Consider the following 24988-nt stretch of genomic DNA (forward strand, 5'->3'; position numbering starts at 1 on the left):
GGTCTATTTGTGCGGACGGGTCGAGAGGGTGGGCTTCGCCTCGAGGCCGCTGAGGCCGTTCCAGGCGAGGTTGACCAGGTGTGCGGCGACGTCCGGCTTTTTCGGTTTGCGGGCGTCCAGCCACCACTGACCGGTCAGCGCGACCATCCCGACCAGCATCTGCGCGTACATCGGCGCGTTCTTCGGGTCCAGGCCGCGGCGCTTGAACTCCTCGGCCAGGATGTGCTCGACCCGGGTCGCGACATCGCTCAGGATCGAGATGAACGAGCCGGTCGACGACCCGACCGGCGAGTCCCGGACCAGGATCCGGAAACCGTCCGCGTTGTTCTCGATGTAGTCGAGCAGCGCCAGCGCGGCCTGCTCGACCAGTTCGTGCGCCCGGCCCGCCGTCAGCGACTGCGTGACGCCGTCGAGCAGCGCTCGTACCTCGCGGTCCACGACCACGGCGTACAGGCCTTCCTTGCCGCCGAAGTGTTCGTACACGACCGGCTTGGAGACCTCGGCGCGGGCCGCGATCTCCTCGACCGAGGTGCCCTCGTAGCCCTTCTGCGCGAACAGGCCGCGGGCGATCGTGATGAGTTGCTCGCGACGCTCGGCACTGGTCATCCGGATCCGGCCGGACCGCCGCGGTTTGGGTTCCGTCACGTCGTGATCACGTCAGCATCATGCCGTACTTCCGGTGCTGCAGGGGTAGGTTTTCGCTCTCAGGCGGCTTTCAGAGTACGCCTCGAAGCGTCCACCCGGCGGGCTTCCAGCCGCTCCTTGACCGGCCACCGGACATCCGACACCCAGCCGCGCTTCTCGAAGAACCAGATGCACCGCGCCGACGTGTCCAGTTGGCCCTTGAGTACGCCGTGCCGCGCGCAGGTCGGGTCCGAGTGGTGCAGGTTGTGCCACGACTCGCCCTGGCTGAGGATCGCCAGCCACCACACGTTGCCGGACTTGTCCCGGCTCTTGAACGGCCGGTCGCCGATCGTGTGGCAGATCGAGTTGATCGACCAGGTGACGTGGTGCAGCAGCGCGATCCGGACCAGGCTGGCCCAGAAGAACGCCGTCAGCGCGCCGGTCCACGACCAGGACCAGAGGCCGCCGATGACCGCCGGCGCGAGCAGGCTCACGGCGACCAGCAGCGGGAACATGCGGGACACCTTGACCACGTCCTTGTCCCGCAGCAGATCCGGCGCGTACTGCCGCTGCGGAGTCTGCTCGGTGTCGAACAGCCAGCCGACATGCGCGTGGAAGAAGCCCTTGGTCAGCGCGCCCATCGTGTGCCCGTACTTCCACGGGCTGTGCGGGTCGCCGTCGCGGTCGGAGAACTTGTGGTGCTTGCGGTGGTCCGCCACCCAGCGGATCACCGGCCCCTCGATCGCCAGCGAACCGGCGATCGCGAGCGCGTACTTCAGCGGCCGGTTCGGCTTGAACGACTTGTGGGTGAACAGCCGGTGGAAACCGATCGAGATCCCGTGGCCGGCGACCGTGTAGAACACCACCGCGAGGACGATGTCGCGCCACCCGAGGAACCCGCCCCACGCGATCGGCACCGCCGCCAGCACCGCCAGGAACGGGATGCCGATGAACAACGCCAGCGCCACCTGCTCCCAGAGCTTCTTCTGCTCACCACCGAGAGTCCCGGTGTGAACCTCGTCGACGGACGCGGTACGAGTGGGCGCGTCCGGCACGGTCGCAGTGGGTGGAGTCATGACGTGTTCTTCCCTCGCCTCCGGGGGTCGTTACCTACGCCACCGTAACCTACGGAGCCGTAGGTAAGGAACCCCTCAGCGTGTCATCCACGCCACTCGTGGCAAACTGTCCCGGCAACCACGATCCCCCGTGGGGTAATCGGCAGCCCGCGAGACTTTGAATCTCGAAGACCAGGATCGAAACCTGGCGGGGGAGCAACCCAAACCCCGGCTCGGAGGTCTCTGAGCCGGGGTTTTGCCAATACGCCGGCTTCAGAAGCTGGCGGAGTCGTCGAGAGCGATGTAGTACGCGATTCGTGGGTCGTCCGGATCGCCGCCGTACTGTTTCACGAAGGACCGTGCGGCAGGGGTGAGGCCGTACTGCGGATTCCGTCCGTGGGCGAGGCTCTTGTACATCAGGGCGAGGTCGACGTACGGGTCGCCCATGCCGAGCCTGCCGACGTCGAGCATGCCGCTGAACTGCAGGGTCTCGGGATCGATGAAGACGTTCGGCGCTGCGTAATCTCCGTGCGTGACGACCTCGGGTGTGCCCGGAAACGGTGAGGGGAACGGCGAGCTGGGTAGGGCGTGGAGTTCGCGGAGCCCGGTTGCGATCGCGGTGAGTACGGCGGGGCGGTCGGCCGCCGGCCAGTCGTCGGTGGCGTCCAGGCCGCTGAGCTTCGTGGTCAGCATCCAGGTGTTGCCTCGGTCGACGACTTGTGGGCAGGGGAATCCGGTCGTGGCGAGCCACTCCAGTCGGTCTGCCTCGTCGGCGCTGAACTGGGCCAGCAGGTTCTGGAGGTCCACGCAGCGGAGGTTACGGTGAACTCTCTTTTGTGATGCAACCGGAGCGGCGTGTCGGGACTCGTGTGGGCAAAGGGTCCGATCTGGGGAGCGGTGATGGGTGACGGCGACACGGCCGGCATGGTGCGGGAGCTGTACGAGGGGTGTTATCGGCGGCTCGTAGGGCAGTTGTTCGCGGTCTGCGGGAACCTCGGTGAGGCCGAGGACGCCGTACAGGAGGCGTTCGTCCGGGCCGTGGAGAAGCCGCGGCGGTTCGCTCAGCTCGGCAACCCGGAGGCGTGGCTGCGGACGGTCGCGCTGAACGCCGTACGGCGGCGGTACCGGCGCGCGAACCGGTTCCACGGGTTGCTGTCGCGGACCGGTGTCCCCGAGACGACGACTGCCGGGATGTCGGCGGACCGGGTCGCGCTGGTCGAGGCCCTGCGACAGCTCCCGTACGAGCAGCGCGAGGCGATCGTGCTGCACCACATCGTCGACCTGCCGGTGCGCGAGATCGCCGTACAGCTGGGTGTTGCGGAGGGCACGGTGAAGGCGCGCCTTTCCAGGGGCCGGGCCGCGCTGGCCCCGCTGGTCCACGAGTTCGCCGACGACGCGGAGGAGGTCAACCATGTCTGAGCTGAAGGAACTGTCCTGGGAGATCCAGCAGACCGTCGAGCCGGTGCCCTTCGAGGCGCTCGAACGTCGTGGCGTACGCCGCCGGCACCGTCGGCAGGCGTTGACCGGCGCGGGCGTCGTACTCGCCGTGACGGTCGCGGTGCTGGCCGCCGTACTGCCGTTCCGGAACGTCACTGGGACCGAGCGACCGCCGGCGTCGATGCCGGTCGACCAGACCGCGGAGAAGCTGATCGCGGACAAGAAGTCGGGCGCGGTCGATATCGCGTTCGCCACGCCGACGCGGTGGGTGTCGGTGTGGTCGTCGCCGCAGCCGGGATATACGTACGCCTCCGCTGCCGTGCTGTTCCGGGACGGGGTGCGGACGACCGCGCCGGTGCGGAAGAACGGGTACGCCGCGGTGCGGGACGGCTCCGACGTACTCGCGGTGTCGATGCCGACGAGCATGAAGGGGACCGACCCGACCTGGGCCCAGGCCGTGATGGTGCGCCTGACGGATCAGGGGCGGGTGCAGAAGAAGCTGCGGTGGGCGGCGCCGACGACCGAGTTCACCGACCGAGCGATTCTGCTGTCGTACGGCACGCTCCGGGCGCTGGACCCGGACACCGGCGTACTGCGGGAGGTGAAGATCCCCGGCGTCGACAACGCCCTCGAGCCGCAACGCGACAGCACCGGCCGATGGTGGCTGGTCGGCGCCAAGAACAGTGGCGTCGGCAGCATCTACTGGACCGACGACCTCGGCAAAACCTGGGGCCACTCCGTCATCAGCCCCGGCCGAGGCAACGGCAGCCTGGGCGTCAGCCCGAACGGCCGGACCCTCGTGGTGATCCCCGCCAGTAAACCCGGCGTGCGCAGCGAACAGTTGCCGCTCCGGCTGTCCACCGACCGCGGCGAGCATTGGACAACAGTCGCCACCCGCAACGCGCCGTACCTCCAGTCACCCGTTGCCTTCGACAACGGAACCGGCCTCGCCCTCTACCAGGGCAAACACCGCGAACTGCTCCGCCCCGGCGCCGGCACACCCTTCACCCCACCCGCCGACCTCGGCGCCCTCACCGCCACCGGCGACTTCGTCTACACCATCCAGTACCTCGGCAGCCAAGCCATCACCAGCACCGACCACGGCAAAACCTGGAAGTACTTCACGCCCCGCTGAGGGTGTATGAGATGAAGGTGACTTCTGGCGCGGGACATGCGGACGAGTTGGTCAACCATTGGTGGTGGCGGCCGGGGTGGGGAGTCGGCAAGCGGTTCTACGCGTGGCATGTGAACACGTTCGCGGACCCGGCACCGCTGCATCGGCTCGCGTCGCAGTACCAGGAAGAGCTCGCGGCAGTGCCCGGGCTGGACCTGATCCCGCGGGAGTGGCTGCATCTGACGATGCAGGGCGTCGGTTTCGTCGAGGACGTGCCGGTCGAGCGGGTGGATGCGGTGCTGGCGGCGGCGCGGGTGCGGTTGGGGACGCTGGAGCCGGTGACGGTGCGGTTCCAGCGGCCGGTGGTGCACAGCGAGGCGATCCTGCTGCCGGCCGATCCGGCGGAACCGCTGCGGACGATCCGGTACGCCGTACGCGACGCGATCACCGAGGCCGTCGGCGCCGTACGCGACGAGCCGGACGGGTACACCCCGCACATCAGCCTCGCGTACTCGAACACCACCCAACCCGCCGCGCCCGCCATAACCGCGCTCGACCGCATCACCCCGCGCCCGGCCGACCTCACCGTCACCACGGTCTCCCTCATCGAACTCCACCGCGACAACCGCCAGTACGAGTGGCGCACCATCGAACGCGTCTCCCTCGGCTGACTCCGTACGATGCGCCAGGTGGAACGTGTACTCCTGGACCAGACGATCCGAACGGACTACGGGCAGTTCGATCTCGTCTGGGGCGACGGCATCGGCTTCGACGGCGACGCGGACCGGTTCTTCGCGGGGCAGGTCAACGGCCTCGCGGGTGCCGCCCACGGCGCCGGGGTCTACCTGCATTTCGCGCGGCGTTCCGGTGGGTCACCGCTGCGGATCGTGCTGCTGGATCAGGCGCCGCCGGACTCCTCGTCCTGGGAGGACGTCGTCGAGGTGTCGGTCGACGTACCGCCCGGAGAAGGCGTCGGCTGGTCCTCGTGGGCCGGTGAGTCCGGCGGCCGCATCGAGGGACTGGCCGGCAGCCACCGTCTCCGGCTGAGCGCCCGCGGCCGCGACGCCGCCCGGAACGGCGAGTTCGAGGACGGGCCCGTCGACGAGTACCTCATCCAGCTGTGGCCGGCCCGTCCTGAGCCCGACGCCATCCTCCGCGTGGGGAGCGCCGACGCCGCGTACTGGCACGACGCCTGGGGAAACCGCCGTACGTGACTACGAGTCGGCTTCGGGAACCCAGCAGAGGCAGAACGGATGGCCGGCCGGGTCGGCGTACACCTGCACTCCGCGGGCGGCGGTGCGGTCCTCGGCGGTTTGAGGAGGCGGGCGCCGAGGTTGACGGCCCGCTCGTGGGCGGCGTCGTGCGCTGCGAGGCCCTCGAAGTACAGGTCGAGGTGGATCTGCTGTGCCGGCGTGCCGTCGGGCCAGTCCGGGGGTACGTGATTGGGGGCGAGTTGCACACCGAGCGCCCCTCACCATCAACCCAAACCGCCCACCATGCAGCCAGCCGCCGTTACCGGTGGCGGGGTGGGGGTTGGGGGCGGCGGTGGGCGTGGATTACTGCGGTGGTCCAGGCGGCCAGGGCTAGGAGTAGGGCGATTGTTGCACCGGTGGTGGGGGAGTTGAAGAGGCTGCCGACGGTGGCGCCGGCTGTGGTGAGGGGGAGGGCGGTGGCTAGCAGGAGGCCGAAGGAGTCGCCTGTGGTGCCTAGGTCTCGGAGGCGTTTGGTGAGGGGGCGGCGGGGGTGTGTGGTCAGGAGGAGTTGGGCGGACACGATGATCGCGACCGCCAGCGCTAGGAGGTACGGCACGGTGCGCATCTAGCTGCCTGACAGGGTTTTCTTGAAGAAGGTGGCGGAGTCTTTGTAGGAGAGGGCTTGGTAGAACGGGCCGGCTCGGCGGCTTGCCAGGGCGAGGTAGGCGGCGTTTTGGGTGCGGGCCCATTGTTCGGCGTGGGTCATGAGCAGGCGGCCGATGCCGGCGCCGCGGCGGGACTCGTCGACCATCAGTTCTTCGACCCAGGCGACGGGGCCGTTGGCCAGGAAGGTCAGGTGGGTGTTGCCGAGGAGGTAGCCGACGATGCGGCCGCCGGTGTTTTCGGCGACCAGCAGGAGAGTGCCCGGTACGTCGACGAGCCGCGGCCAGGTGGTGTCGAACGCGGCCCGTTCCGGCGTGAACGACGTGGCGAAGGCGCGGGCGAGCGGCCAGACCTGGTCGGCGTCGTCGAGGCGGGCCGGGCGGGTGCTGATCTGCTGGTCGGGCATGGGCCCAAGTCTCACAGGCAGCCCGCCAAATCCGGTGCGAGGTGTCGGATCCGTCTCTATTCTCCCGGGCATGGAGCTTCGGGAAGAGCGGGCCGGGGATCGGCAGGCTGTGCGGGACGTTCAGGTGCGGGCGTTCGGTGATCACGGGGTTGTCGTGGCCGAGCTTGTCGACAGCTTGCGGGACATCGCCGGGCTGTCGCTGGTGGCGGTGCAGGACGGGCAGGTCGTCGGGCATGTCATGTTCACCCGGAGTCTGCTCGATGCGCCGCGGCGGCTGGTCGACGTACAGGTCCTGAGTCCGCTCGGCGTGCTGCCCGACTTCCAGCGGGACGGCGTCGGTTCGGCGCTGGTGCGGCAGGGGCTGGAGACTCTGGCGCAGCGATCCGTACCGGTTGTGTTCCTGGAGGGCGACCCGGACTACTACTCGCGCTTTGGTTTCGTGCCTGGTGCCGAGCTCGGGTTCCGGAAGCCGTCGCTGCGGATCCCGGACGGCGCGTTTCAGGCCTTCAGGCTGCCGGCGTACGAGCCGTGGATGACCGGAACGCTGGTCTACGCGGAGCAGTTCTGGCGGCACGACGCGGTCGGCCTCCGCACTCCCGGCGCATGATCATCCGCCGAGTCCGTACGGCGGACATCGCGAGCCTGCACGCGAATCGCCTGTGTGGATTGACGATCGACGAGACGACGGAGCTGGTGCGATCGGCCGTGGAGCAGGAGACGGGGGAGGAGTTCTGCTTCCTGGTCGCTGCCGACGAACAGGGCGTGGCGGGGATGACGACCGTACGGCGGTTGGAGCACCGCATGCGGCGCCATCGGGCGGAGCTCGGCGGGTTCGTGATCGTGCCGGCTGCGCGGGGGACCGGGCTGGCGCGGCGGATCGTCGGGGCTGCGGGGGACGTGGTTGCTCGGTGGGGTTGCTCCGTGCTGGAGGTCAGTTGCCGGGGTGGGACCGAGGCGGAGCGGGCGTATCGCGGGCTCGGGTTCGAGGAGTGGGGGCGGTTGCCGGACGGGCTGCGTGATCGGGGCGGGCTCGTGTACGACGAGGTGCGGTTATGGACGGCGGCCGTCGGTCAGCAGGGTGGTGAGTAGGCGGCTGAGGTTCGGTGGGTAGACGGTGTCGCGGGTGGTTTCGAGGTCGGCGGTGGACCACCAGCGGAAGCCGAGGATCGTGCGGGCCTCGTACGGGCTCAGCTCGGCAGGTGTCGGGTCGAAGTGGTCGACGCGGTGCAGCAGCCACTCTTCGTGTACGTCGTACCGCTGGTCCTCGTACTCGTACGTGTGATCGCGACACCAGACCTGCGTGCCGACCGCCAGATCGCGGAGGCCCGTCTCCTCGTAGGCCTCACGGGCGGCCGCCTGCTGGAGGGATTCGCCGGGCTCGACGCCACCGCCGACCGGGTACCAGTAGCTGCCGTCGGCGTTGCGCGAGTGGATCAGGAGGAGCCGGTCGTCGGGGTCGAGGAGGAGGAGTTTGACTGCCTGGCGCACCATTCAGATCCACTCCCGGTACTTGGTCCGGTCGACGTTGCTGCCGCAGATGATCGTCGTCACCGGGCGGCCGGCGAAGCGGGCCGGGTCCTCGAAGATCGCGGCGACGCCGAGCGCGGCGGACGGTTCGACGATCAGGCCGGCGTGGTCGTGGAGCAGGCGGATCGCGGTGACGATGGAGGACTCCTGCACGAGTACGGCGTCGTCCGCGACCTGCAGGAGGTCGTCGAGTACTTCGGGGATCGGGTGCCGGCCGGCGACGCCGTCGGCGATCGTGACGGCGGTGTCGGTGGAGATGACGCGGCGCGCGTGCCAGGAACGGGTCAGCGCCGGGGCGCCGTGCGGCTGCACGCAGACGAGTTCGACGTACGGCGTGAGCGTCTTCAGCACGTACCCGATCCCGGTTGCCATCGCACCACCGCCGAGCGCAACCAGTACGACGGGCCGGTCGGCCGCCGCCCGCCCGGTGGAGCTGTCGTACGGCGCGACCGATCGCGGCGGCAGGTCGTCGTACGGCACGTCGTCGTACTGCGTGAAAGAGGCAGCCAGTTCGAGGGCGATGGTGGCGGCGCCTTCGCAGGTTTCCAGGTCGAGGCTGTCCTCGAGGAGGCGGATGCCGTCGTACCGCGCGATCGCGGCGGCGCGTTCGCGGGCGAGTTCGTGGTCGCCGTCGACGAGTTCGAGGGTGGCGCCGAGGGCGCGGATCCGGTCGAGTTTCGCGGGGGTGGCGAAGCGGGACGCGACGACGGTGACGTCGAGGTCGCGGCGCCGGCCGGACCACGCGAGCGCCTGCCCGAGGTTGCCCGCGCTGGCACACACCACCGCGCGGGAATCGCTGCGCGCCAGCTGATCCGCAACCACCTCGGTGCCGCGGCCTTTGAAGCTGCGCACCGGGTTCGCGGTCTCGAGTTTGATGCTCAGCCAGCATCCGAGGAGCGGCTCCAGCGCCTCACACCGATACAACGGACTGTCCAGAAACACCGGATCGATCACCCGCCGCGCCGCCCGGATCCGCCTGATGTCGAGCCGCGTCCGCATGCCCGCAGCCTAGGCGGTGGCGTCCGCGAACTCCGGGCGCCACCGCGGGTTTCCTACCGCGTCAGCTCAGGCAGCCACGCATGCTCCGGGTAGCGCGGGACGATGTGGTCGTGGAGCCAGGTACGGCGTGATCGGTCGAGGAGGGCGGCGACGTCGTGGAAGTCGGTGGTGTCCTTGGCGCGGTCGGAGCGGGACTTGAACAGGAGGGCGATCTCCGGCGCCAGGTACGGGACGCCGTCCCGGGTGAGGGTGATGTCGTCGAGCGGTTTGCGGATGGTGCCGCGGCCGCGGTGGTAGACCCAGTCGTCGCCGGCGGAGGCCGCGAGGATGATGCGGACGGCGACGGGAACAGGTCGTCGGGGAACGCGAGTACGTCGGGACCGGGGGTGAGCGTCTCGCCCGGAACCCACGGTCGCTGGGCTCCGCTGTTCGGGTTCTCGACGGCGGGGCGCGGATCGGTGAAGGTGGCGGCGACCAGGTCGAGGTCGCGGACCAGGACGAGTACGTCGACGTCGGTGTGCTCGCGACGTACCCGATCCGCGAACAGGTCGAGCGCCCACCTCGCACGAGGTCGGATGCGGTGAGCTTTTAGTCGCCGAGGAAGGTGCGGATGTGGTTGGACCAGGTTTGGGGTTGTTCGAAGTGGCACATGTGGGCGGTGTTGGGGATCAGCTGGAGTTGGGTGGGGACTGCCTGGTGGAGGCGGTGGGCGAGTTGGACGGGGAAGCCCATGTCTTTTTCGCCGTGGAGGATGAGGATCGGGTGGGCGAAGTCGCGGAGGATCTGTTCCGGGTCGCGGGTGGTCCATTCCTTGGTGTGTTCCTCGGACCAGTCGCCTTGGTCGGGGCCGAGTAGTCGCAGGAACTCCGGGGCCCGGTCGAGGTCCCAGACGAAGACCGTGGAGTTGCGGAGTGCCCCGTTTGCCTCGTCCTCGACGCGTTGGCGGCGCTGGTACTCGGGCCAGTCCGCCAAGTACGGCGACGCGTCTTTCAGCGCGTACGCCGAAGTCGACGCCAGCACGAGCCGCCGTACCTGCTCCGGATGTACGTCGACGAACTGCATCGCGGCCCGTCCGCCCGTCGAGAACCCGACCAGGTCCACCACGCCGAGCCCGAGCCGCTCGATCAGCCGGGACGTGTCGCGGACGACGTACTCCGGCTGCAACTCCTCCACCGGCAACCCCCGACTGCTCCGGCCGCACCCGCGGAAGTCGAACATCACCACATGGTGGTCCCGCGCCAACGGCTCGAACCCGGGCACCAGATACCCGTGCCCGACATCCGGCCCACCGTGCAGCGCCACCACCGAAGGCCGATCGCTCCGGCGGCCGAGCTCCCGCACGTACAACGTCACATCCCCGAGATCCACCAATTCGCCCATCCACCAACCCTCCCAGCCCCCACCGACATAAGGTCGCCTGCATGTCGTACGTCGAACAGTTGCAAGGGCTCGGGGCACCCGAAGAGCTCGCGATCGGGATGCAGGGCGCCGTCTATCGGCTCGGGAGCGGGAAGGTGGCGAAGGTCTGGTTTCACGCCCAGGAGCAGAAGCTTCGGACGCTCAAGGAGTTGTACGACGCGATCGACGGGCAGCTGCCGTACCGCACCCCGCGCATGCTCGAGCTCCACCGGCGAGGCCCTAACTGGGTGACGGTGGAGGAGGAGCTGCCCGGCGCACCGCTGTACACACTCGGCAGCGAGGAGCAGACCCGGGACTGCGTCCTAGAGGTGGTGGAGGCCCTGGCACAGGTCAAAGCGCCCGACGTGCTGAGGCGTACGGCGGTGCTGGACGAGACTGAGCCGTTCCGGCCCGACGGGATGTCGTGGCGGGACGCGTTGGCGGGCCTCCTGAGCAGGCGGGTCGCGCGGTTCGGGGATCAGCTCGCGGACGCGATCGACGATTTCGAGGCGAAGTTCGACGCCCTCCTGTACAAACTGCCGGACGAACCCGAGACAAGACTCGTCCACGGCGACGTCACCGCCGGCAACATCCTGGTCGACGAGGACCTCCGCCCCGTCACGCTCCTCGACTTCGGGCTGTTGACGATGCCTGGCGACCCCGCGTTCGAGGCGGCCGCGGCGGCGAGCGTCATCGACCTGTGGTCCCCGCGGGTCCGCGAGATCGAGGCGGCGTACGACGCGGAGTTGGTCCACCGCCTCGGGTACGACGCCACCCAGCTCCTCGTCTACCGCTGCGCCTACTTGCTCATCATCGCGAACGCCCACGACGACGACCCGTACGACCGCGACAGCCACCTCCCGCTGACCGCGAAGCTCTTCAACAGCCCCGAGATCACCGCGCTGCTCACGAGATGACGCAGAACACCGTCCCGTCAGGCGCCTTCAGTACGACGAAGTCGGCGTCCGGCGGGTAGGTCCACTCGACACGCTCGGCCCCGAGCCCGATCAGCCGCTCCACCTCGGCGTCCTGCGTCGTCCCGTCGACCCACAGATCCAGGTGCGTACGGTCGGTCTCGTCGAGATGGAGCCGGGTCGGCCGCGCGGTCGCGGGCGGGAGCAGGAAGTCGGGGTTGCCGGCCTGCCCGGTGAAGCCGAGGGCCTCGCGCCAGAACTCGGCCGCCGGGCCGGTGGAAGGGACGTTCAGGACGATCGCTCCGATGGTGAGTGCCATGGTCCCAGGCTGGCAGAGATCCGGGTGTAACGCGGCTCGGGCGTCAAGGCGTCGGGAGGGGTGTACGCACCGCTGACTCGGAGGGGATCTCAGTGAAACTGCTCGTGGCGACAACAACCCTGCTCGCGCTCACGGCCGCACCCGCGGCCGCCGGACCGTTGCAGTGGGCAACGACACCGACACATCGGCAGCCCGCGACCTTCAACGACGTGGCCACCGGCACCGGCGGGACCTGGGCCGTCGGCGGCGACCAGGTGCAGGACTTCCAGGACCAGCGCCCGCTGGCGATGCGCTGGGACGGCAAGACCTGGAAGCCGACCGCGCAGCCGGTGAAGACGAACGCCGTCCTGGAAAGCGTCGCGGTCGGTACGGCGAAGAACGTCTGGACGGTCGGCGAGGACCGGGCGAACCCGGACCAGCCGAAGCCGCTCGCGATGCACTGGAACGGTACGAACTGGCAGGTCGTGAAGCCGCCCGCCGTACCGACCGGCTCGTTCGACGACGTCGTACTCGCCCCGGACGCGTCGGCGTGGGTGACCGGCTGGGCGAACGTCGGCGGGAAGGAACGGGCCGTCGTCTACCGGTACGCCGCAGGCAAGTGGCAGGCGCTCAACACCGGGCTCGACACGTCCATCAACGGCAACGTGCTGTCCGTCCTGCCCGCGAAGAACGCCTGGCTCGGCCTGAACGCCGGGCTCGCGCACTTCGACGGCAAGCGCTGGACGCTGGTGAAGGACCTGCCGACCGACGGCTCCCAGATCCCGACCGGCATCGCCGCCGCCGGCCCGAAGAACATCTGGCTCGTCGGCGTCCGGTACCAGTCCGGCATCAAGCCGCTGGCGATGCACTACAACGGCACGAAGTGGACCCAGGTCGCCGCGCCGACCGGCATGGCCCAGCTGTACGGCGTGGCGCTCCGCAACAACGGCCCGGTCGCGGTCGGTGAGCGCTTCGAGGGCCCGAACCAGACCGCGAAGCCGTACGTCCTGCAGCTGAGCGGCCCGAAGTTCGTCCCGGCGCCCGCCCCGAAGGCCGCCACCGGGACCCTGACGGCCGTCACCGTCGCGAAGGACCGCACCTGGGCGGTGGGGATGACGGCCACCGCCACGACCGCGCCGTTCGCCGCCTTGGCCGCCTACACCCGGTAGCTGAGTGTTCGGGGCGTGAGATCGCTCTCGTCCGGGGCGGGGGAAGGCAGTTCTGGAGAGCAAGTAGGCTTGCGCGGGCGCTGTTTCGGGTGCCCGTGCTGATACTGGTTGAAAGAACTCGCAGGGAACTCGAGGAGAAGACCGCGTGACTTCCCATCGCCCCGCGGCGGTCGTCATCATGGCCGCCGGGCTCGGAACCCGGATGAAATCGGCGACCCCGAAGGTGTTGCACGAGATCGGCGGGCGCAGTCTCGTCGGTCATGCCGTGCTGACCGCCCGGGCGCTCACCCCCGAACACCTCGTCGTCGTGGTCGGCAACGGCCGCGAACTCGTCGAGGAACACCTGAAGAGCGTCGACCCGGAGGCGCGGACCGCCGTCCAGGAGCAGCAGCTGGGGACGGGCGACGCCGTACGGGCCGGTCTGACCGCCGTACCGGAGAGCTTCGACGGCTCCGTGATCGTCACGTCGGGTGACGTCCCGCTGCTGGAGGCGGAGACGCTGCACGAGCTGGTCGCGGCGCACGACAAGGACGGGAACGCCGTCACCGTGCTGACCGCGCGCGTCCCGGACCCGACCGGGTACGGGCGGATCGTGCTCGCCGCGGACGGTACCGTCGCCGCGATCGTCGAGCACAAGGACGCGACCCCGGAGCAGCGGGCGATCGACGAGATCAACGCCGGCATCTACGTCTTCGACGCGGCTACACTGCGTGACGGTCTGAGCCGGTTGACCACGGACAACGCGCAGGGCGAGCTGTACCTGACCGACGTTCTCGGCATCGCCCGGAACGACGGCAAGCGGGTCGGCTCGCACGTCACCGACGACGCGATGCAGACCGAGGGCGTGAACGACCGCGTCCAGCTCGCCACGCTCCGCGCCGAGCTGAACCGCCGTACGCTCCTGAAGCACATGCGCGAAGGCGTCACGATCGTCGATCCGAACACCACCTGGGTCGACCAGACCGTCGACCTGGCCCGCGACGTCACGCTGCTGCCGAACACCCAGCTGCACGGCGCGACCGTGGTCGGCAGCGGTACGACGATCGGCCCGGACACCACGCTCACCGACGTCGAGATCGGCGAGAACGCCACGATCATCCGGACCCACGGGTCACTCGCGGTGATCGGCGACGGCGCGTCCGTCGGCCCGTTCGCGTACCTGCGGCCGGGCACGAAGCTCGGCGTGAAGGGCAAGATCGGCACGTTCGTGGAGACCAAGAACTCCACCATCGGCGACGGCGCCAAGGTCCCGCACCTGACGTACGCCGGGGACGCGACCATCGGCGAGGGCGCGAACATCGGCGCCGGCACGATCTTCGCGAACTACGACGGGGTCGCGAAGCACCCCACGCACGTCGGCAAGTACTCGTTCATCGGCAGCAACTCGGTCCTGGTCGCGCCGCGGACGATCGCGGACGGCGCGTACCTGGCGGCCGGTACGGCGCTCACCGAGGACGTCGGCCCGGGGGAGATCGCGGTCGCCCGCGGGCGGCAGCGCAACATCCAGGGCTGGGTCGCGCGGAAGCGGGCCGGGACCAAGACCGCGGCGGCTGCCGAGGCGGCGCTGGCCGAACAGTCCGGCGACGAGCAGTCCTGAACAGCAGAACAACGGGAGGCGCGGCGATGAGCGGGATGAAACGAACCACCGAGAAGAACCTGATGGTCTTCTCCGGCCGGGCGCATCCCGCGCTCGCCGAGCAGGTCGCCGAGGAGCTCGGCAGCGGCCTGGTCCCGACCCAGGCGTACGACTTCGCCAACGGTGAGATCTACGTCCGGTTCGAGGAGTCGGTCCGGGGCAGCGACGCGTTCGTGATCCAGAGCCACACCTCGCCGATCAACGAGTGGATCATGGAGCAGCTGATCATGGTCGACGCGCTGAAGCGGGCGTCGGCCAAGCGGATCACGGTCGTGCTGCCGTTCTACGGGTACGCCCGGCAGGACAAGAAGCACCGCGGCCGGGAGCCGATCTCGGCCCGGCTGATGGCCGACCTGTTCAAGACCGCGGGCGCGAACCGGCTGATCTGCGTGGACCTGCACACCTCGCAGATCCAGGGCTTCTTCGACGGCCCGGTCGACCACCTGATGGCGCTGCCGATCCTGAGCTCCTACGTCGCGGAGAAGTACGGCGACCAGCAGCTCGCGGTCGTGTCGCCGGACGCCGGCCGGATCAAGGTCGCCGAGCAGTGGTCCGCGCGGCTGAACAACGCCCCGCTGGCGTTCATCCACAAGACCCGCGACATCGACCGCCCGAACGAGACCGTCGCGAACCGGGTCGTCGGCGAGGTCAAGGGCCGGGTCTGCATCCTGGTCGACGACATGATCGACACCGCGGGCACGATCACCAAGGCCGCCGACGCGCTGTACGCCGAGGGCGCCGCCGGCGTGGTGATCGCGGCCACGCACGCGATCCTGTCCGGCCCCGCGGTCGACCGGCTGAAGAACTGCCAGGCCAGCGAGGTGATCGTCACGAACACCCTGCCGATCGCCGAGGAACGCCGCTTCGACAAGCTCACCGAGCTGTCGATCGCCCCGCTGATCAGCCGCGCGATCCGCGAGGTCTTCGAGGACGGCTCGGTCACCAGCCTCTTCGACGGTCGCGCCTGAGCCGCGCACCCGGCGCCGTACCAGGCAGGTACGGCGCCGGACACGCCGAGGTCACGCGGTGATGCGGCGGCCGGTGACCGTCCCGGTTCCGGAGTCCACGACCTGGGTGTCACTCATCGGCGCGTAGACGGTGACCTGGTACTTCGCCGTCAGCGTCCCGTGCGACACCGAACCCCACGCCCGCACCCGGATCGTCGGCCCGACCGAGTCCGGGCCCTGGTCACCCGCCTGCCCGGTCCACATCGTCAGCCGGAACGATTTTCCCTCGGACGACCACGTGCCGGTGAACGGCGGGCCGGCCGGGCTGATGTCGTGGGACAGCACGACGCCGCCTCCGCTGAAACTCAGCACCAGCCGGATCTTGTCGGGCGATCCGGTGTCCTGGCGCACGCACATCCAGCTACCCAGCAAGCCGTTGCTGTTCCCGCTGTCCGCCAGCGCCGGCGTCGCGGTGGCCAGGCCTGCGACCGCCACCCCGCCTGCCGCGATCCCCGCACCCCTCAGCGCCTGACGGCGCCCGATTGCGTTCTCACTCATCAAACCCTCCCCCTGAGAGCCGCTGTTTCTTCAACGCTGCGCGCGGATCCGGCGCGTTGGCAACGGTTCGGCGTGGACGATCACTGACATAGATTTGGCGGTGACAGAACGGATCGACGATCGGACGCCCGCATGCGGATCGCTGTGTTCCACCCCGGCGCGATGGGTTCCCAACTCGCCGCTCAACTGGTTGCGGGCGGCCACGAGGTGCACTGGGTTCCGGACGGGCGGAGTGCGGCCTCGAAGGCGCGGGCCGACGAGGCGGGGCTGATCGGTACGCCGTTCGCCGAGGCGGTCGGGCAGGCCGACGTCGTGCTGTGTTCGTGTGCTCCGCAAGGTGCCGTCGACATCGCCGAGCAGGTCGGCCGCGCGGGATTCGCCGGCCTGTACGTCGAGGCGAACCCGCTGTCGCCGCGGTCGCTCCGCGCGGCGCGGGACGCCGTACCCGGGGCGACGTTCGTCGACGCCGGCGTGGTCGGACCGCCGCCGGCCGGTGGACCCAGCCCGACCAACCTGATGCTGTCCGGTACGGCGGCCGACCAGGTCGCGGCGTTGTGGACCGGTACCGCCGTGACCCCGATGGTGGTCGGCGCGGAACCGGGTGCGGCCAGCGCGGCGAAGTCGTCGTACGCGCTCTACAACAAAGGCAAGGCGGCGCTTGCCGTGCTGGCGTTCCAGCTGGCCGAGAAGCACGGCGTGACCGACGCTCTCGTCGCCCAGCAGACCCGCGCCGACGGCGGCTCCCTGAAGGACCCGAACCTCCCCGACCAGCTCCGCGCCGTCGCCTGGCGCTGGGGCCCCGAGTTCGACGAACTCGCCGAAACCCTCGACAACGCAGGCCTCGACGGCGACGCCGCCCGCGCACTGCGCCAGGTCTGGACCGGCCTCACCTGATCCCGTAGTCGTCGACCACGAACGGCGGGATCAGCTCGACGATCCGCCCGAACAGGTGCGTCGCCTCGGACACCATCGGCGTGGTCCAGTACCCGAGACCCCACGTGACGAGCGTCCGCCCCTCGATCCGCCAGGGCAGGTGTTCGTAGTCGTCCACCAGCATCGCCATCATCCGCGGGTTCAGCACGGCGCTCGCGTACCGCCGATCGCCCGACTCGACCGTGAACAGCTGGTTGAACCGCGCGCTCTCGAACTCCTGGCTCGCCACCAGCGGGTTCCTCGGCCCCACGGACAGCGGCGGCAGCTCGTACGGCAGGTCGTACGCGATCACGTGGCATCTCGCGGCCGTCGACGTACTGCTCGCCGAATAGGTGAAGTCGAGCGCCCGCACCCCGGCCCCGGCGACCATCCGCTCGGCGGTGCCCTGCGGGGAGTACAACCGCGCGGCGACCCCGGCCAGCCACGGATCCGTGGGCGCGGGGTACCAGCCGAGCTCGGCGGCCGCACGGACCCGGCGGTCGAAGAAGGTACGGCGGCGCCGTACGGACCGCACGTACAGCAGCATCAGCCCGATCGCGAGGAGGCCGAGGACGACGAGTGTCGTGATCATCAGGAGACCGGGCCGCCGTAGTCGCGGAGGACGAACGGGGGGATCAGGTCGATCAGTTGGGTCATAGCCTGGAGACGGGCGAAGACATCGGGGACGCTGAAGCCCCCGTCGCTCCAGGAGATGAAGGCGTTGCCGGCTAGCTGCCACTCCAGGCCCGGGTTCGCGAGGACGCATTCCATCATCCGTGGGTGCATGACCGCGGACCCGTACCGGTCGTCGGTGACCTCCACCCGGAAGCGTTCGTTGAACTGCTGGTTCTCCAGTTGGAGATGGTGGCCGCGGAACATCCGGCGCAGGCCGGTCTCGCGCATCACGGTGACCGGCGGCAGCGCGACCGGGAGGGTCAGCGCGACCAGGTTCGCGGTGTGCGTCGACTGGGTCTTTCCGTTGCTGACCACGTAGTTGTAGTCGAGTACGCACAGACCGCGACCGTTGAACTCCCCGGCGTACGTCTCGCCGGGATCGCCGGGCGAGCCCTGCGGGAACAGGCCCTCCGCCAGCTGCGACAGCCACTGGTTCGGCGGCACCGGATACCAGCCGGCCGCCGCGACCTGGCCGGCACGCTGCAGCTGGAACGCCCGCCGCCGGCGGTTCGTCCACACGACGAGCCAGATCACCCCCGCGACCAGTACCAGCGGGAGCAGCAGCATCAGGACGGCGAACGGCGCGATCACCCCGGCAAGGTACCGAAGTCGCGGTCCGGAAACCGGTCACGCGGACGGGAGCTGAACACGGAGCAAAGTGCCGTGGTCGGACGGATTTCCCGTCTGGCCGCGCTCGTGGGTAGACTGTTTTGGTTGCCTCGGCGAGGGACGCCCCCCGAGAACTGTTGGGCGCGGCTCCGTGATCGACGCGGTGGTTCGTTGCCTGACGCCTTCTCCGGGGTCAGCAGGCGCCCGCTGAGGCCGCAGCCGAGTTATCCAGACAACAGATCACCGCAACGCTTTTGAGGAGTTCAGTCGTGGCCGAGGTCAAGATCCAAGCCGAATCGCGTACGGAGTTCGGCAAGGGTGCTGCCCGCCGAATCCGCCGGGACAACAAGGTTCCCGCCGTCCTCTACGGCCACGGCAGTGACCCGGTGCACATCACGCTGCCCGGTCACGACACCATGCTGGCCCTGAAGACCGCCAACGCCCTGCTGCTGATCGAGGTCGAGGGCGGCGAGTCGCACCTGGCGCTGCCGAAGCAGGTTCAGCGCGACCCGATCAAGGGCTTCATCGAGCACGTCGACCTGGTCATCGTCAAGCGCGGCGAGAAGGTCCAGGTCGAGGTCGCCGTGCACCTCGAGGGCGAGGCCGTCTCGGACGCGCTGGTCGTCACCGAGCACGCGTCGATCCTGGTCGAGGCCGAGGCCACCCACATCCCGACCCACATCGTGGTCTCCATCGAGGGCCTGGAGATCGGCGCGCAGATCCACGCGTCCGACCTGACCCTGCCGACCGGCGCCACGCTGGCGATCGAGCCGGACACCCTGATCGTGAACGTCACCGCGCAGCCGACCGCCGAGCAGCTCGAGGGCGAGACCGAGGGCGACGCCGCCGAGGGTGCCGCGGCCGAGGAGCCGGTGGCCGCCGCCGCCGAGTAGTCTGCAGCTCGGTAGCAGTACAGCCGAACTTTCTGGAGGGCCGGGATCCGTGGCGGACGACGTGTGGTTGGTCGTCGGACTGGGGAATCCCGGCCCTTCGTATGCCCGCACCCGGCACAACATCGGGCACCTGGTCGCCGACGAGCTGGCCGCCCGCACCGGTGCGAAGTGGAAGCAGAGCAAGCAGGTCAAGGCCGAGGTGATCGAAACCCGGATCAGCGGCCTGCGGACGGTGCTGGCCAAGCCCCGTTCGTACATGAACGAGTCCGGCGGCCCGGTGTCCGGGCTGCTGAAGTTCTTCAAGCTCGACCCGGCGAACCTGGTCGTCGTCCACGACGAGCTGGACATCGACTTCGGCGTCCTGCGCTGCAAGTTCGGCGGCGGCGACAACGGCCACAACGGGCTGAAATCGGTGCGCAAATCGCTTGGCACCGGTGAGTACTATCGAGTCCGGTTCGGGGTGGGTCGTCCGCCGGGCCGGCAGGCGCCCGCCGACTTCGTCCTCAACGAGTTCTCCGCGGCCGAACGCAAGGACCTCCCGTTCGCCGTCGACCGGACCGCGGACGCCGTCGAATCCCTGCTCACCGACGGCCTGGAGACAACCCAAGGGCGGTACAACTCTTGAGGCGGGACAACTCGTGAAGCTGCACGGTCTGGTCGACACCCTGATCACCGATCCGGTGGTGTCCGAGGCCGTCCGGGACGCCCGCGCCGAGGGCGCCACGACCCTCGACCTGAGCGCGCCCGGCCCGGTGCGCCCGGTTCTGCTGGCCGCCCTCGCCGCGGCCCGCAACGGCGCCGACCGCCCGGTGCTCGCCGTTACCGCCACGTTCCGCGAGGCCGAGGAGCTCACCGAGTCCCTCCAGTGCCTCGTCGAGGAGCCCGGCACGGTGGCGTACTACCCGGCCTGGGAGACCCTCCCGCACGAGCGCCTCAGCCCGCGGTCGGACACGGTCGGCCGGCGGCTCGCCGTGCTGCGCCGGCTCGTGCACCCGGATCCGTCCGACGAGACGACCGGCCCGATCAAGATCCTGGTCGCGCCGGTGCGGTCCGTGCTGCAGCCGCAGGTCGCGGGCCTCGCGGACCTGAAGCCGGTGCAGTTGCACGTCGGCGACACGGCCGAGCTCGAGGACGTCGTCACGCGGCTGGCCGGGGCGGCGTACCACCGGGTCGACCTGGTCGAGCGGCGCGGCGAGTTCGCGGTCCGCGGCGGCATCATCGACGTGTTCCCGCCGACCGAGGAGCACCCGCTGCGGGTCGACTTCTTCGGCGACGACGTCGAGGAGATCCGGTACTTCGCGGTCGCCGACCAGCGGTCCCTGGAGATCGCCGAGCACGGCCTGTGGGCCCCGCCCTGCCGGGAGTTGCTGCTCACCGACGAGGTCCGCGCGCGGGCCGGCGTACTCGCGAAGGAACACCCCGAGCTGGCCGAGCTGTTCGAGAAGCTTGCCGAGGGCCACGCGGTCGAGGGGATGGAGTCGCTGGCGCCGGTGCTGGTGGACCACATGGAGTTGCTGGTCGACCTGATGCCGGCCGGTACGCACGTGGTCGTCAGCGACCCCGAGCGGGTCCGGGCCCGGGCGCACGACCTGGTCGCGACCAGCCAGGAGTTCCTGGAGGCGTCGTGGGCCGCGGCCGCGGGTGGCGGCGAGGCCCCGATCGACCTGGGCGCGGCGGCGTACATGTCGCTCGGCGACGTCCGGGCGCAGGCGCTGAGCAGGGGGCTGGCGTGGTGGAGCCTGTCGCCGTTCGCGGCGGCGCCGGTCGACGGGCCGGAGCTGCGGGACTCGATGGGCGAGCGGGTCGCGTTCGACATCGACACCGAGTCCGGCGCGGTGACCAGCAAGATCCTCGCCGCCCGCGAGGTCGACCCGTACCGCGGTGAGACCGGCGCGGCCGCCGAGGACATCCGCGGCTGGCTGCGGGACGGCTGGCGGGTCGTCTGCGTCACCGAAGGACACGGTCCCGCGCAGCGGCTGGCCGAGGTGTTCTCCGAGGCGGAGCTGCCGGCCCGGGCGGTCGAGGGGATCGAGGAGATCCCGGAGCCGGGCGTCGTCCTGATCTCGCAGGGGCAGCTCGAGCACGGGTTCATTGCCGAGGGCATCAAGTTCGCCGTACTCACCGAGAACGACCTGGCCGGGCAGCGGTCGGCGGCCGAACGGCGTTCCCAGCAACGGATGCCGTCGCGCCGGAAGAAGACGATCGACCCGCTGGAGCTGCAGCCCGGCGACTTCGTCGTGCACGAGCAGCACGGCGTCGGCCGGTACGTCGAGATGATGCAGCGCACCGTCGGCACCGGGAACCAGAAGGCCACCCGCGAGTACGTCGTGATCGAGTTCGCGGCGAGCAAACGCGGCCAGCCCGGCGACCGGCTGTACGTGCCGACCGACCAGCTCGACCAGGTCACGCGGTACGTCGGCGGCGAGCAGCCGACCCTGGACAAGATGGGCGGCGGCGACTGGGCCAAGCGCAAGGGCCGCGCCCGCAAGGCGGTCCGCCAGATCGCCGGCGAGCTGATCAAGCTGTACGCCGCCCGCCAGGCGACCAAGGGCCACGCGTTCGCGAAGGACACCCCGTGGCAGCGGGAGCTGGAGGACGCGTTCCCGTTCGTGGAGACACCCGACCAGCTGGCCACCATCGACGACGTGAAGCACGACATGGAACGCGTCATGCCGATGGACCGGATCGTCTGCGGCGACGTCGGGTACGGCAAGACCGAGATCGCCGTCCGGGCCGCGTTCAAGGCGGTGCAGGACGGCAAGCAGGTCGCCGTACTCGTGCCGACGACGCTGCTCGTGCAGCAGCACTACGCGACGTTCGCGGAGCGGTACGCCGCGTTCCCGGTGAACGTGGCGCCGCTGTCGCGGTTCCAGACCGACAAGGAGTCGAAGGCCGCCATGGACGGTCTGGCGGACGGGTCGATCGACGTCGTGATCGGTACCCACCGGCTGCTGTCCGGCGAGGTGCAGTTCAAGGACCTCGGGCTGGTGATCGTCGACGAGGAGCAGCGGTTCGGCGTCGAGCACAAGGAGCAGCTGAAGCGGCTGCGGACCGCGGTCGACGTGTTGACGATGTCCGCGACGCCGATCCCGCGGACCCTGGAGATGTCGATCACCGGGATCCGCGAGATGTCCACGATCGCCACCCCGCCGGAGGAACGGCACCCGGTGCTGACGTTCGTCGGCGCGTACGACGAGCACCAGGTGACCGCCGCGATCCGGCGCGAACTGCTCCGCGAGGGCCAGGTCTTCGTGGTCCACAACCGGGTGAACACGATCGAGAAGGCGGCCGCCAGGATCCGCCAGCTGGTGCCCGAGGCGCGGGTCACGGTCGCGCACGGCCAGATGAACGAGCACACCCTGGAGAACGTGATCCAGGGGTTCTGGGAGAAACAGTCCGACGTCATCGTCTGTACGACGATCGTCGAGTCCGGCATCGACATCTCGAACGCGAACACGATGATCGTCGAACGCTCCGACCTGCTCGGCCTGTCGCAGCTGCACCAGCTCCGCGGCCGGGTCGGGCGTGGTCGCGAGCGGGCGTACGCGTACTTCTTCTTCCCGCCGGAGAAACCGCTCACCGAGACCGCGCACGACCGGCTCGCGACGATCGCGCAGCACGCCGATCTCGGCGGCGGGATGGCGGTCGCGATGAAGGACCTGGAGATCCGCGGCGCCGGCAACCTGCTCGGTGGCGAGCAGTCCGGGCACATCGCGGACGTCGGGTTCGACCTGTACGTCCGGCTCGTCGGCGAGGCGGTCGCGGAGTACCGCGGCGACACCCAGGCCGAGGAGCCCGAGGTCAAGATCGAGCTGCCGATCGACGCGCACCTGCCGCACGACTACATCCCGTCGCAGCGGCTGCGGCTGGAGATGTACCAGCGGCTGGCCGCCGTACGTGACGAGGACGGCATCGCCGAGCTGGTCGAGGAGCTGCACGACCGGTACGGCGACATCCCGGCCGCGGTGCTGAACCTGATCGAGGTGGCGAAGTTCCGCAACCACGCCCGCCGGGCGGGGCTGCACGACGTCACGCTGCAGGGGAACCTGATCAGGTTCGGGCCGGTCGAACTGCCCGATTCGAAGGTGCTGCGGCTGAACAGGCTGTACCCGAAGAGTCTGGTGAAGCCGCAGTTGCATACCATTCTGGTACCGAGGCCTGCCACCCGGCAGATCGGCGGGCAGCCGCTCCGTGACCAGGAGCTGCTGCAGTGGTGCACCCGGTTGATCGACGACGTGATCGCCGAACCTATTGTGGTGCCGGCGTAGACCATCAGTGAGATACGAGGAGATTCGGTGAGCACACGGCTTCGGGCACTCGGTGCGGTGGCGGCGATCGTGCTGCTGACCGGCGGTTGCGCGGCGGGTACGCACCCGGGCGCGGCGGCCGTGGTCGGCAAGACCGAGATCAGCGTCAGCGACGTCGACAACACCTCGCGCGCGGTCAGCTCCGCGCTCGGGCAGAACTTCAGCACCGTCGCGGCCCTGAACATCCTGGTCAGCAACACGCTGGTCTCCGAGATCGGGCAGCAGAAGTCGATCACGGTCACCCCGGCCGAGACCGCCGCCGCGGCACTCAGCTCGGTCGGTGAGGACGACTCGATGTACCAGAAGTTCCAGGGCTCCGCGGACACGCGCGACTTCCTGAACGCGGTCGGTACGGCGTCGGTGATCACGGTCAAGCTGGCCGGCGGCACCATCAAGGACCTGCAGAACCAGGCCAAGCTGCAGCAGGGCGTGCTCGCGGTCCGCGAGGCCTCGAAGGGCATCGACGTCTCGGTCGCCCCGCGGTTCGGCAAGTGGAGCGACGGCACCCTCGACAACACGATCTCCGGATCCCTGTCGAAGGAGTCCGACCAGACCGCCGCCAAGCGCAAGGCCGCCGAGAACGCCGCCCAACAGGCCCAAGGCCAAGGCCAGGGCCAGGGCTGAGCCTGCCCCCGTGACCGACGTACGACCGGCGGGCCGGATCACGCTCCTGGTAACCAGCCCGCGCGTAGCCCCCGGCCTCCTCACCCGCGCCGCCTGGCAATCCCTCGAAACCACCAACGAAATCGCCGCCGGCCGCACCCCGACCACCAGCGCCTCCGCAGGGGGTGTGCGGGGGGACGTGGAGGCGGTGGTTGGTTCTGGGTTGGCTGTGACTGAGGTGGAGGGTGGCGTCGCGGACCACTGGAGTTGGTTGGCGTCTGCTGCCGAGGCTGGGCGTGATGTTGTCTGGCTGGTCGGCGACGACGGGGAACCGGAGCTGCTGAGGGTTGTCGCCGCGCAGGTCGCACGTGACCCGCGTCCGCCGTACGAGGTCGAGATCCTGCACGGGTCGTACGACGTACCCGGGGCTCGGCTGATCGATCTGGTGCGGGTGATGGACCGGGTCCGCCGCGAGTGCCCGTGGACGCAGCAGGAGACGCACGAGAGTCTCGCGAAGTACCTGCTGGAAGAGACGTACGAGACCCTCGAGGCGCTCGACACCGGCGACCGCACCCACCTCCGCGAGGAACTCGGCGACCTGCTCCTCCAGGTCGCCCTGAACTCCCGCATCGCCGAGGAGGACCCCGACGACGGCTTCACGATCGACGACGTGGCCGCCGGCATCGTCGAGAAACTGATCCGCCGCCACCCCCACGTCTTCGCCGCGGTCGACGCCACCGACGCAGCCACCGTCGAAGCCAACTGGGAAGCCATCAAGGCCGCCGAGAAGCAGCGCACCTCCGTCCTCGAAGGCATCCCCCTGGCCCTCCCAGCCCTCGCCCTCGCCGACAAGGTCCTCGGCCGCGCCGCCAAGCTCCTCCCCGAAGGGCTACCCGCAGCCGACCCCGCCAACGACACCGACCGCATCGGCCGACGAGCCCTGGAGCTGGTCCTCGAGGCACGCAACCTCGGCGTCGACACCGAGCAGGCAACCCGCAACGCCGTACGCCGCCTGACCGACGAGATCCGCGCCGCCGAGAAGGCCGGTTAG

Annotated in this window: 29 protein-coding genes and 1 tRNA gene; 17 read left to right on the forward strand and 13 right to left on the reverse strand. The window is 69.6% G+C overall.

Annotation, left to right across the window (positions count from 1 at the left end; translation table 11 throughout):
• Positions 1-3 precede the first annotated feature (3 nt).
• Positions 4-645 (reverse strand): TetR/AcrR family transcriptional regulator, encoded by a 642-nt coding sequence (locus tag ACQHIV_RS38570; protein ID WP_325036431.1) that lies wholly within the window; start codon positions 643-645, stop codon positions 4-6.
• Positions 646-704: 59 nt separating this feature from the next.
• Positions 705-1700 carry an acyl-CoA desaturase gene (locus ACQHIV_RS38575; protein ID WP_427889275.1) on the reverse strand — a complete coding sequence of 332 codons (996 nt, stop codon included), beginning with the start codon at positions 1698-1700 and terminating at the stop codon, positions 705-707.
• Between the two features lie 124 nt (positions 1701-1824).
• On the opposite strand from ACQHIV_RS38575, the gene ACQHIV_RS38580 reads away from it, so the two are divergent.
• Positions 1825-1896, forward strand: a tRNA-Gln gene (locus ACQHIV_RS38580).
• A 56-nt stretch (positions 1897-1952) separates the two neighbouring features.
• Here the strand turns inward: ACQHIV_RS38580 and ACQHIV_RS38585 are convergent.
• Positions 1953-2486, reverse strand: a complete 534-nt coding sequence (locus ACQHIV_RS38585; RefSeq protein WP_427889276.1) for a phosphotransferase — start codon at positions 2484-2486, stop codon at positions 1953-1955.
• Between the two features lie 93 nt (positions 2487-2579).
• Between ACQHIV_RS38585 and ACQHIV_RS38590 the strand changes: the two genes are divergently transcribed.
• From ACQHIV_RS38590 to ACQHIV_RS38605, 4 genes are read left to right on the forward strand one after another with little or no spacing between them, the layout of a single operon-like run.
• Positions 2580-3098, forward strand: coding sequence for an RNA polymerase sigma factor (locus ACQHIV_RS38590; RefSeq protein WP_427889277.1), 519 nt, complete (start codon positions 2580-2582; stop codon positions 3096-3098).
• The gene (locus ACQHIV_RS38595) at positions 3091-4251 is read left to right on the forward strand and encodes a hypothetical protein (protein ID WP_427889278.1); all 1161 of its coding nucleotides are present in this window, start codon (positions 3091-3093) and stop codon (positions 4249-4251) included. The genes ACQHIV_RS38590 and ACQHIV_RS38595 overlap by 8 nt, the downstream gene beginning before the upstream one ends.
• Before the next feature lie 11 nt (positions 4252-4262).
• Entirely contained in the window at positions 4263-4901 is a 639-nt protein-coding gene (locus ACQHIV_RS38600; RefSeq protein ID WP_427889279.1) for a 2'-5' RNA ligase family protein, read from the forward strand.
• 18 nt (positions 4902-4919) lie between these two features.
• A complete protein-coding gene (locus tag ACQHIV_RS38605) occupies positions 4920-5444 on the forward strand; it encodes a hypothetical protein (protein ID WP_427889280.1) in 525 nt (174 codons plus the stop codon).
• Positions 5445-5742: 298 nt separating this feature from the next.
• Here ACQHIV_RS38605 and ACQHIV_RS38610 read toward each other — a convergent pair whose 3' ends face one another.
• A complete protein-coding gene (locus ACQHIV_RS38610) occupies positions 5743-6048 on the reverse strand; it encodes a hypothetical protein (RefSeq protein WP_427889281.1) in 306 nt (101 codons plus the stop codon).
• On the reverse strand, positions 6049-6492 hold the full coding sequence (locus ACQHIV_RS38615; RefSeq protein ID WP_427889282.1) for a GNAT family N-acetyltransferase: 444 nt from the start codon (positions 6490-6492) through the stop codon (positions 6049-6051).
• Between the two features lie 70 nt (positions 6493-6562).
• Here ACQHIV_RS38615 and ACQHIV_RS38620 point away from each other — a divergent pair, with 70 nt between their 5' ends.
• Both ACQHIV_RS38620 and ACQHIV_RS38625 read left to right on the forward strand, forming a co-directional pair.
• Positions 6563-7099 carry a GNAT family N-acetyltransferase gene (locus ACQHIV_RS38620; RefSeq protein ID WP_427889283.1) on the forward strand — a complete coding sequence of 179 codons (537 nt, stop codon included), beginning with the start codon at positions 6563-6565 and terminating at the stop codon, positions 7097-7099.
• Positions 7096-7581 (forward strand): GNAT family N-acetyltransferase, encoded by a 486-nt coding sequence (locus ACQHIV_RS38625; protein ID WP_427889284.1) that lies wholly within the window; start codon positions 7096-7098, stop codon positions 7579-7581. Before ACQHIV_RS38620 ends, ACQHIV_RS38625 begins: the two co-directional genes overlap by 4 nt.
• On the opposite strand, the gene ACQHIV_RS38630 is transcribed toward ACQHIV_RS38625, so the two are convergent.
• The 4 genes from ACQHIV_RS38630 to ACQHIV_RS38645 form a co-directional block, all read right to left on the reverse strand.
• A complete protein-coding gene (locus ACQHIV_RS38630; protein WP_427889285.1) occupies positions 7543-7983 on the reverse strand; it encodes an NUDIX hydrolase in 441 nt (146 codons plus the stop codon). The genes ACQHIV_RS38625 and ACQHIV_RS38630 overlap by 39 nt on opposite strands.
• The gene (locus tag ACQHIV_RS38635) at positions 7984-9018 is read right to left on the reverse strand and encodes a threonine ammonia-lyase (protein WP_427889286.1); all 1035 of its coding nucleotides are present in this window, start codon (positions 9016-9018) and stop codon (positions 7984-7986) included.
• A gap of 53 nt (positions 9019-9071) precedes the next feature.
• Positions 9072-9428, reverse strand: a complete 357-nt coding sequence (locus ACQHIV_RS38640; RefSeq protein ID WP_427889287.1) for a hypothetical protein — start codon at positions 9426-9428, stop codon at positions 9072-9074.
• A gap of 178 nt (positions 9429-9606) precedes the next feature.
• Positions 9607-10398, reverse strand: a complete 792-nt coding sequence (locus ACQHIV_RS38645) for an alpha/beta fold hydrolase (RefSeq protein WP_427889288.1) — start codon at positions 10396-10398, stop codon at positions 9607-9609.
• 41 nt (positions 10399-10439) lie between these two features.
• Here ACQHIV_RS38645 and ACQHIV_RS38650 point away from each other — a divergent pair, with 41 nt between their 5' ends.
• Positions 10440-11333, forward strand: a complete 894-nt coding sequence (locus ACQHIV_RS38650) for a phosphotransferase family protein (protein ID WP_427889289.1) — start codon at positions 10440-10442, stop codon at positions 11331-11333.
• On the opposite strand, the gene ACQHIV_RS38655 is transcribed toward ACQHIV_RS38650, so the two are convergent.
• Positions 11323-11649: a VOC family protein gene (locus tag ACQHIV_RS38655; protein ID WP_427889290.1), complete on the reverse strand. Its 327-nt coding sequence runs from the start codon at positions 11647-11649 to the stop codon at positions 11323-11325. The genes ACQHIV_RS38650 and ACQHIV_RS38655 overlap by 11 nt on opposite strands.
• Positions 11650-11741: 92 nt before the next feature.
• Between ACQHIV_RS38655 and ACQHIV_RS38660 the strand changes: the two genes are divergently transcribed.
• From ACQHIV_RS38660 to ACQHIV_RS38670, 3 genes are all read left to right on the forward strand, one after another.
• Entirely contained in the window at positions 11742-12797 is a 1056-nt protein-coding gene (locus ACQHIV_RS38660; protein ID WP_427889291.1) for a hypothetical protein, read from the forward strand.
• A 145-nt stretch (positions 12798-12942) separates the two neighbouring features.
• Positions 12943-14394: a bifunctional UDP-N-acetylglucosamine diphosphorylase/glucosamine-1-phosphate N-acetyltransferase GlmU gene (glmU, locus tag ACQHIV_RS38665; protein ID WP_427889292.1), complete on the forward strand. Its 1452-nt coding sequence runs from the start codon at positions 12943-12945 to the stop codon at positions 14392-14394.
• A 26-nt stretch (positions 14395-14420) separates the two neighbouring features.
• A complete protein-coding gene (locus ACQHIV_RS38670; protein ID WP_427889293.1) occupies positions 14421-15401 on the forward strand; it encodes a ribose-phosphate diphosphokinase in 981 nt (326 codons plus the stop codon).
• Positions 15402-15452: 51 nt separating this feature from the next.
• On the opposite strand, the gene ACQHIV_RS38675 is transcribed toward ACQHIV_RS38670, so the two are convergent.
• Positions 15453-15938, reverse strand: coding sequence for a hypothetical protein (locus ACQHIV_RS38675; protein WP_427889294.1), 486 nt, complete (start codon positions 15936-15938; stop codon positions 15453-15455).
• Positions 15939-16070: 132 nt separating this feature from the next.
• On the opposite strand from ACQHIV_RS38675, the gene ACQHIV_RS38680 reads away from it, so the two are divergent.
• The gene (locus ACQHIV_RS38680; RefSeq protein ID WP_427889295.1) at positions 16071-16832 is read left to right on the forward strand and encodes an NAD(P)-binding domain-containing protein; all 762 of its coding nucleotides are present in this window, start codon (positions 16071-16073) and stop codon (positions 16830-16832) included.
• On the opposite strand, the gene ACQHIV_RS38685 is transcribed toward ACQHIV_RS38680, so the two are convergent.
• Together ACQHIV_RS38685 and ACQHIV_RS38690 are read right to left on the reverse strand one after the other, a co-directional pair.
• Positions 16825-17442 (reverse strand): hypothetical protein, encoded by a 618-nt coding sequence (locus tag ACQHIV_RS38685; RefSeq protein WP_427889296.1) that lies wholly within the window; start codon positions 17440-17442, stop codon positions 16825-16827. The two genes, ACQHIV_RS38680 and ACQHIV_RS38685, sit on opposite strands and share 8 nt — an antisense overlap.
• Entirely contained in the window at positions 17442-18116 is a 675-nt protein-coding gene (locus tag ACQHIV_RS38690) for a hypothetical protein (RefSeq protein ID WP_427889297.1), read from the reverse strand. The genes ACQHIV_RS38685 and ACQHIV_RS38690 overlap by 1 nt, the downstream gene beginning before the upstream one ends.
• 287 nt (positions 18117-18403) lie before the next feature.
• Between ACQHIV_RS38690 and ACQHIV_RS38695 the strand changes: the two genes are divergently transcribed.
• The 5 genes from ACQHIV_RS38695 to ACQHIV_RS38715 all read left to right on the forward strand — a co-directional run bounded on the left by ACQHIV_RS38695 (position 18404) and on the right by ACQHIV_RS38715 (position 24988).
• Complete coding sequence (locus ACQHIV_RS38695) at positions 18404-19027, forward strand: 50S ribosomal protein L25/general stress protein Ctc (protein WP_427889298.1); 624 nt, start codon at positions 18404-18406, stop codon at positions 19025-19027.
• 49 nt (positions 19028-19076) lie between these two features.
• Positions 19077-19652, forward strand: coding sequence for an aminoacyl-tRNA hydrolase (pth, locus tag ACQHIV_RS38700; RefSeq protein ID WP_427889299.1), 576 nt, complete (start codon positions 19077-19079; stop codon positions 19650-19652).
• A 13-nt stretch (positions 19653-19665) separates the two neighbouring features.
• Positions 19666-23295, forward strand: coding sequence for a transcription-repair coupling factor (mfd, locus tag ACQHIV_RS38705; protein ID WP_427889300.1), 3630 nt, complete (start codon positions 19666-19668; stop codon positions 23293-23295).
• Positions 23296-23322: 27 nt separating this feature from the next.
• Positions 23323-23958, forward strand: coding sequence for a hypothetical protein (locus ACQHIV_RS38710; RefSeq protein WP_427889301.1), 636 nt, complete (start codon positions 23323-23325; stop codon positions 23956-23958).
• A 208-nt stretch (positions 23959-24166) separates the two neighbouring features.
• Positions 24167-24988 (forward strand): MazG family protein, encoded by an 822-nt coding sequence (locus ACQHIV_RS38715; RefSeq protein WP_427889302.1) that lies wholly within the window; start codon positions 24167-24169, stop codon positions 24986-24988.

Source organism: Kribbella polygonati (assembly GCF_050320105.1).
Lineage (GTDB): Bacteria > Actinomycetota > Actinomycetes > Propionibacteriales > Kribbellaceae > Kribbella.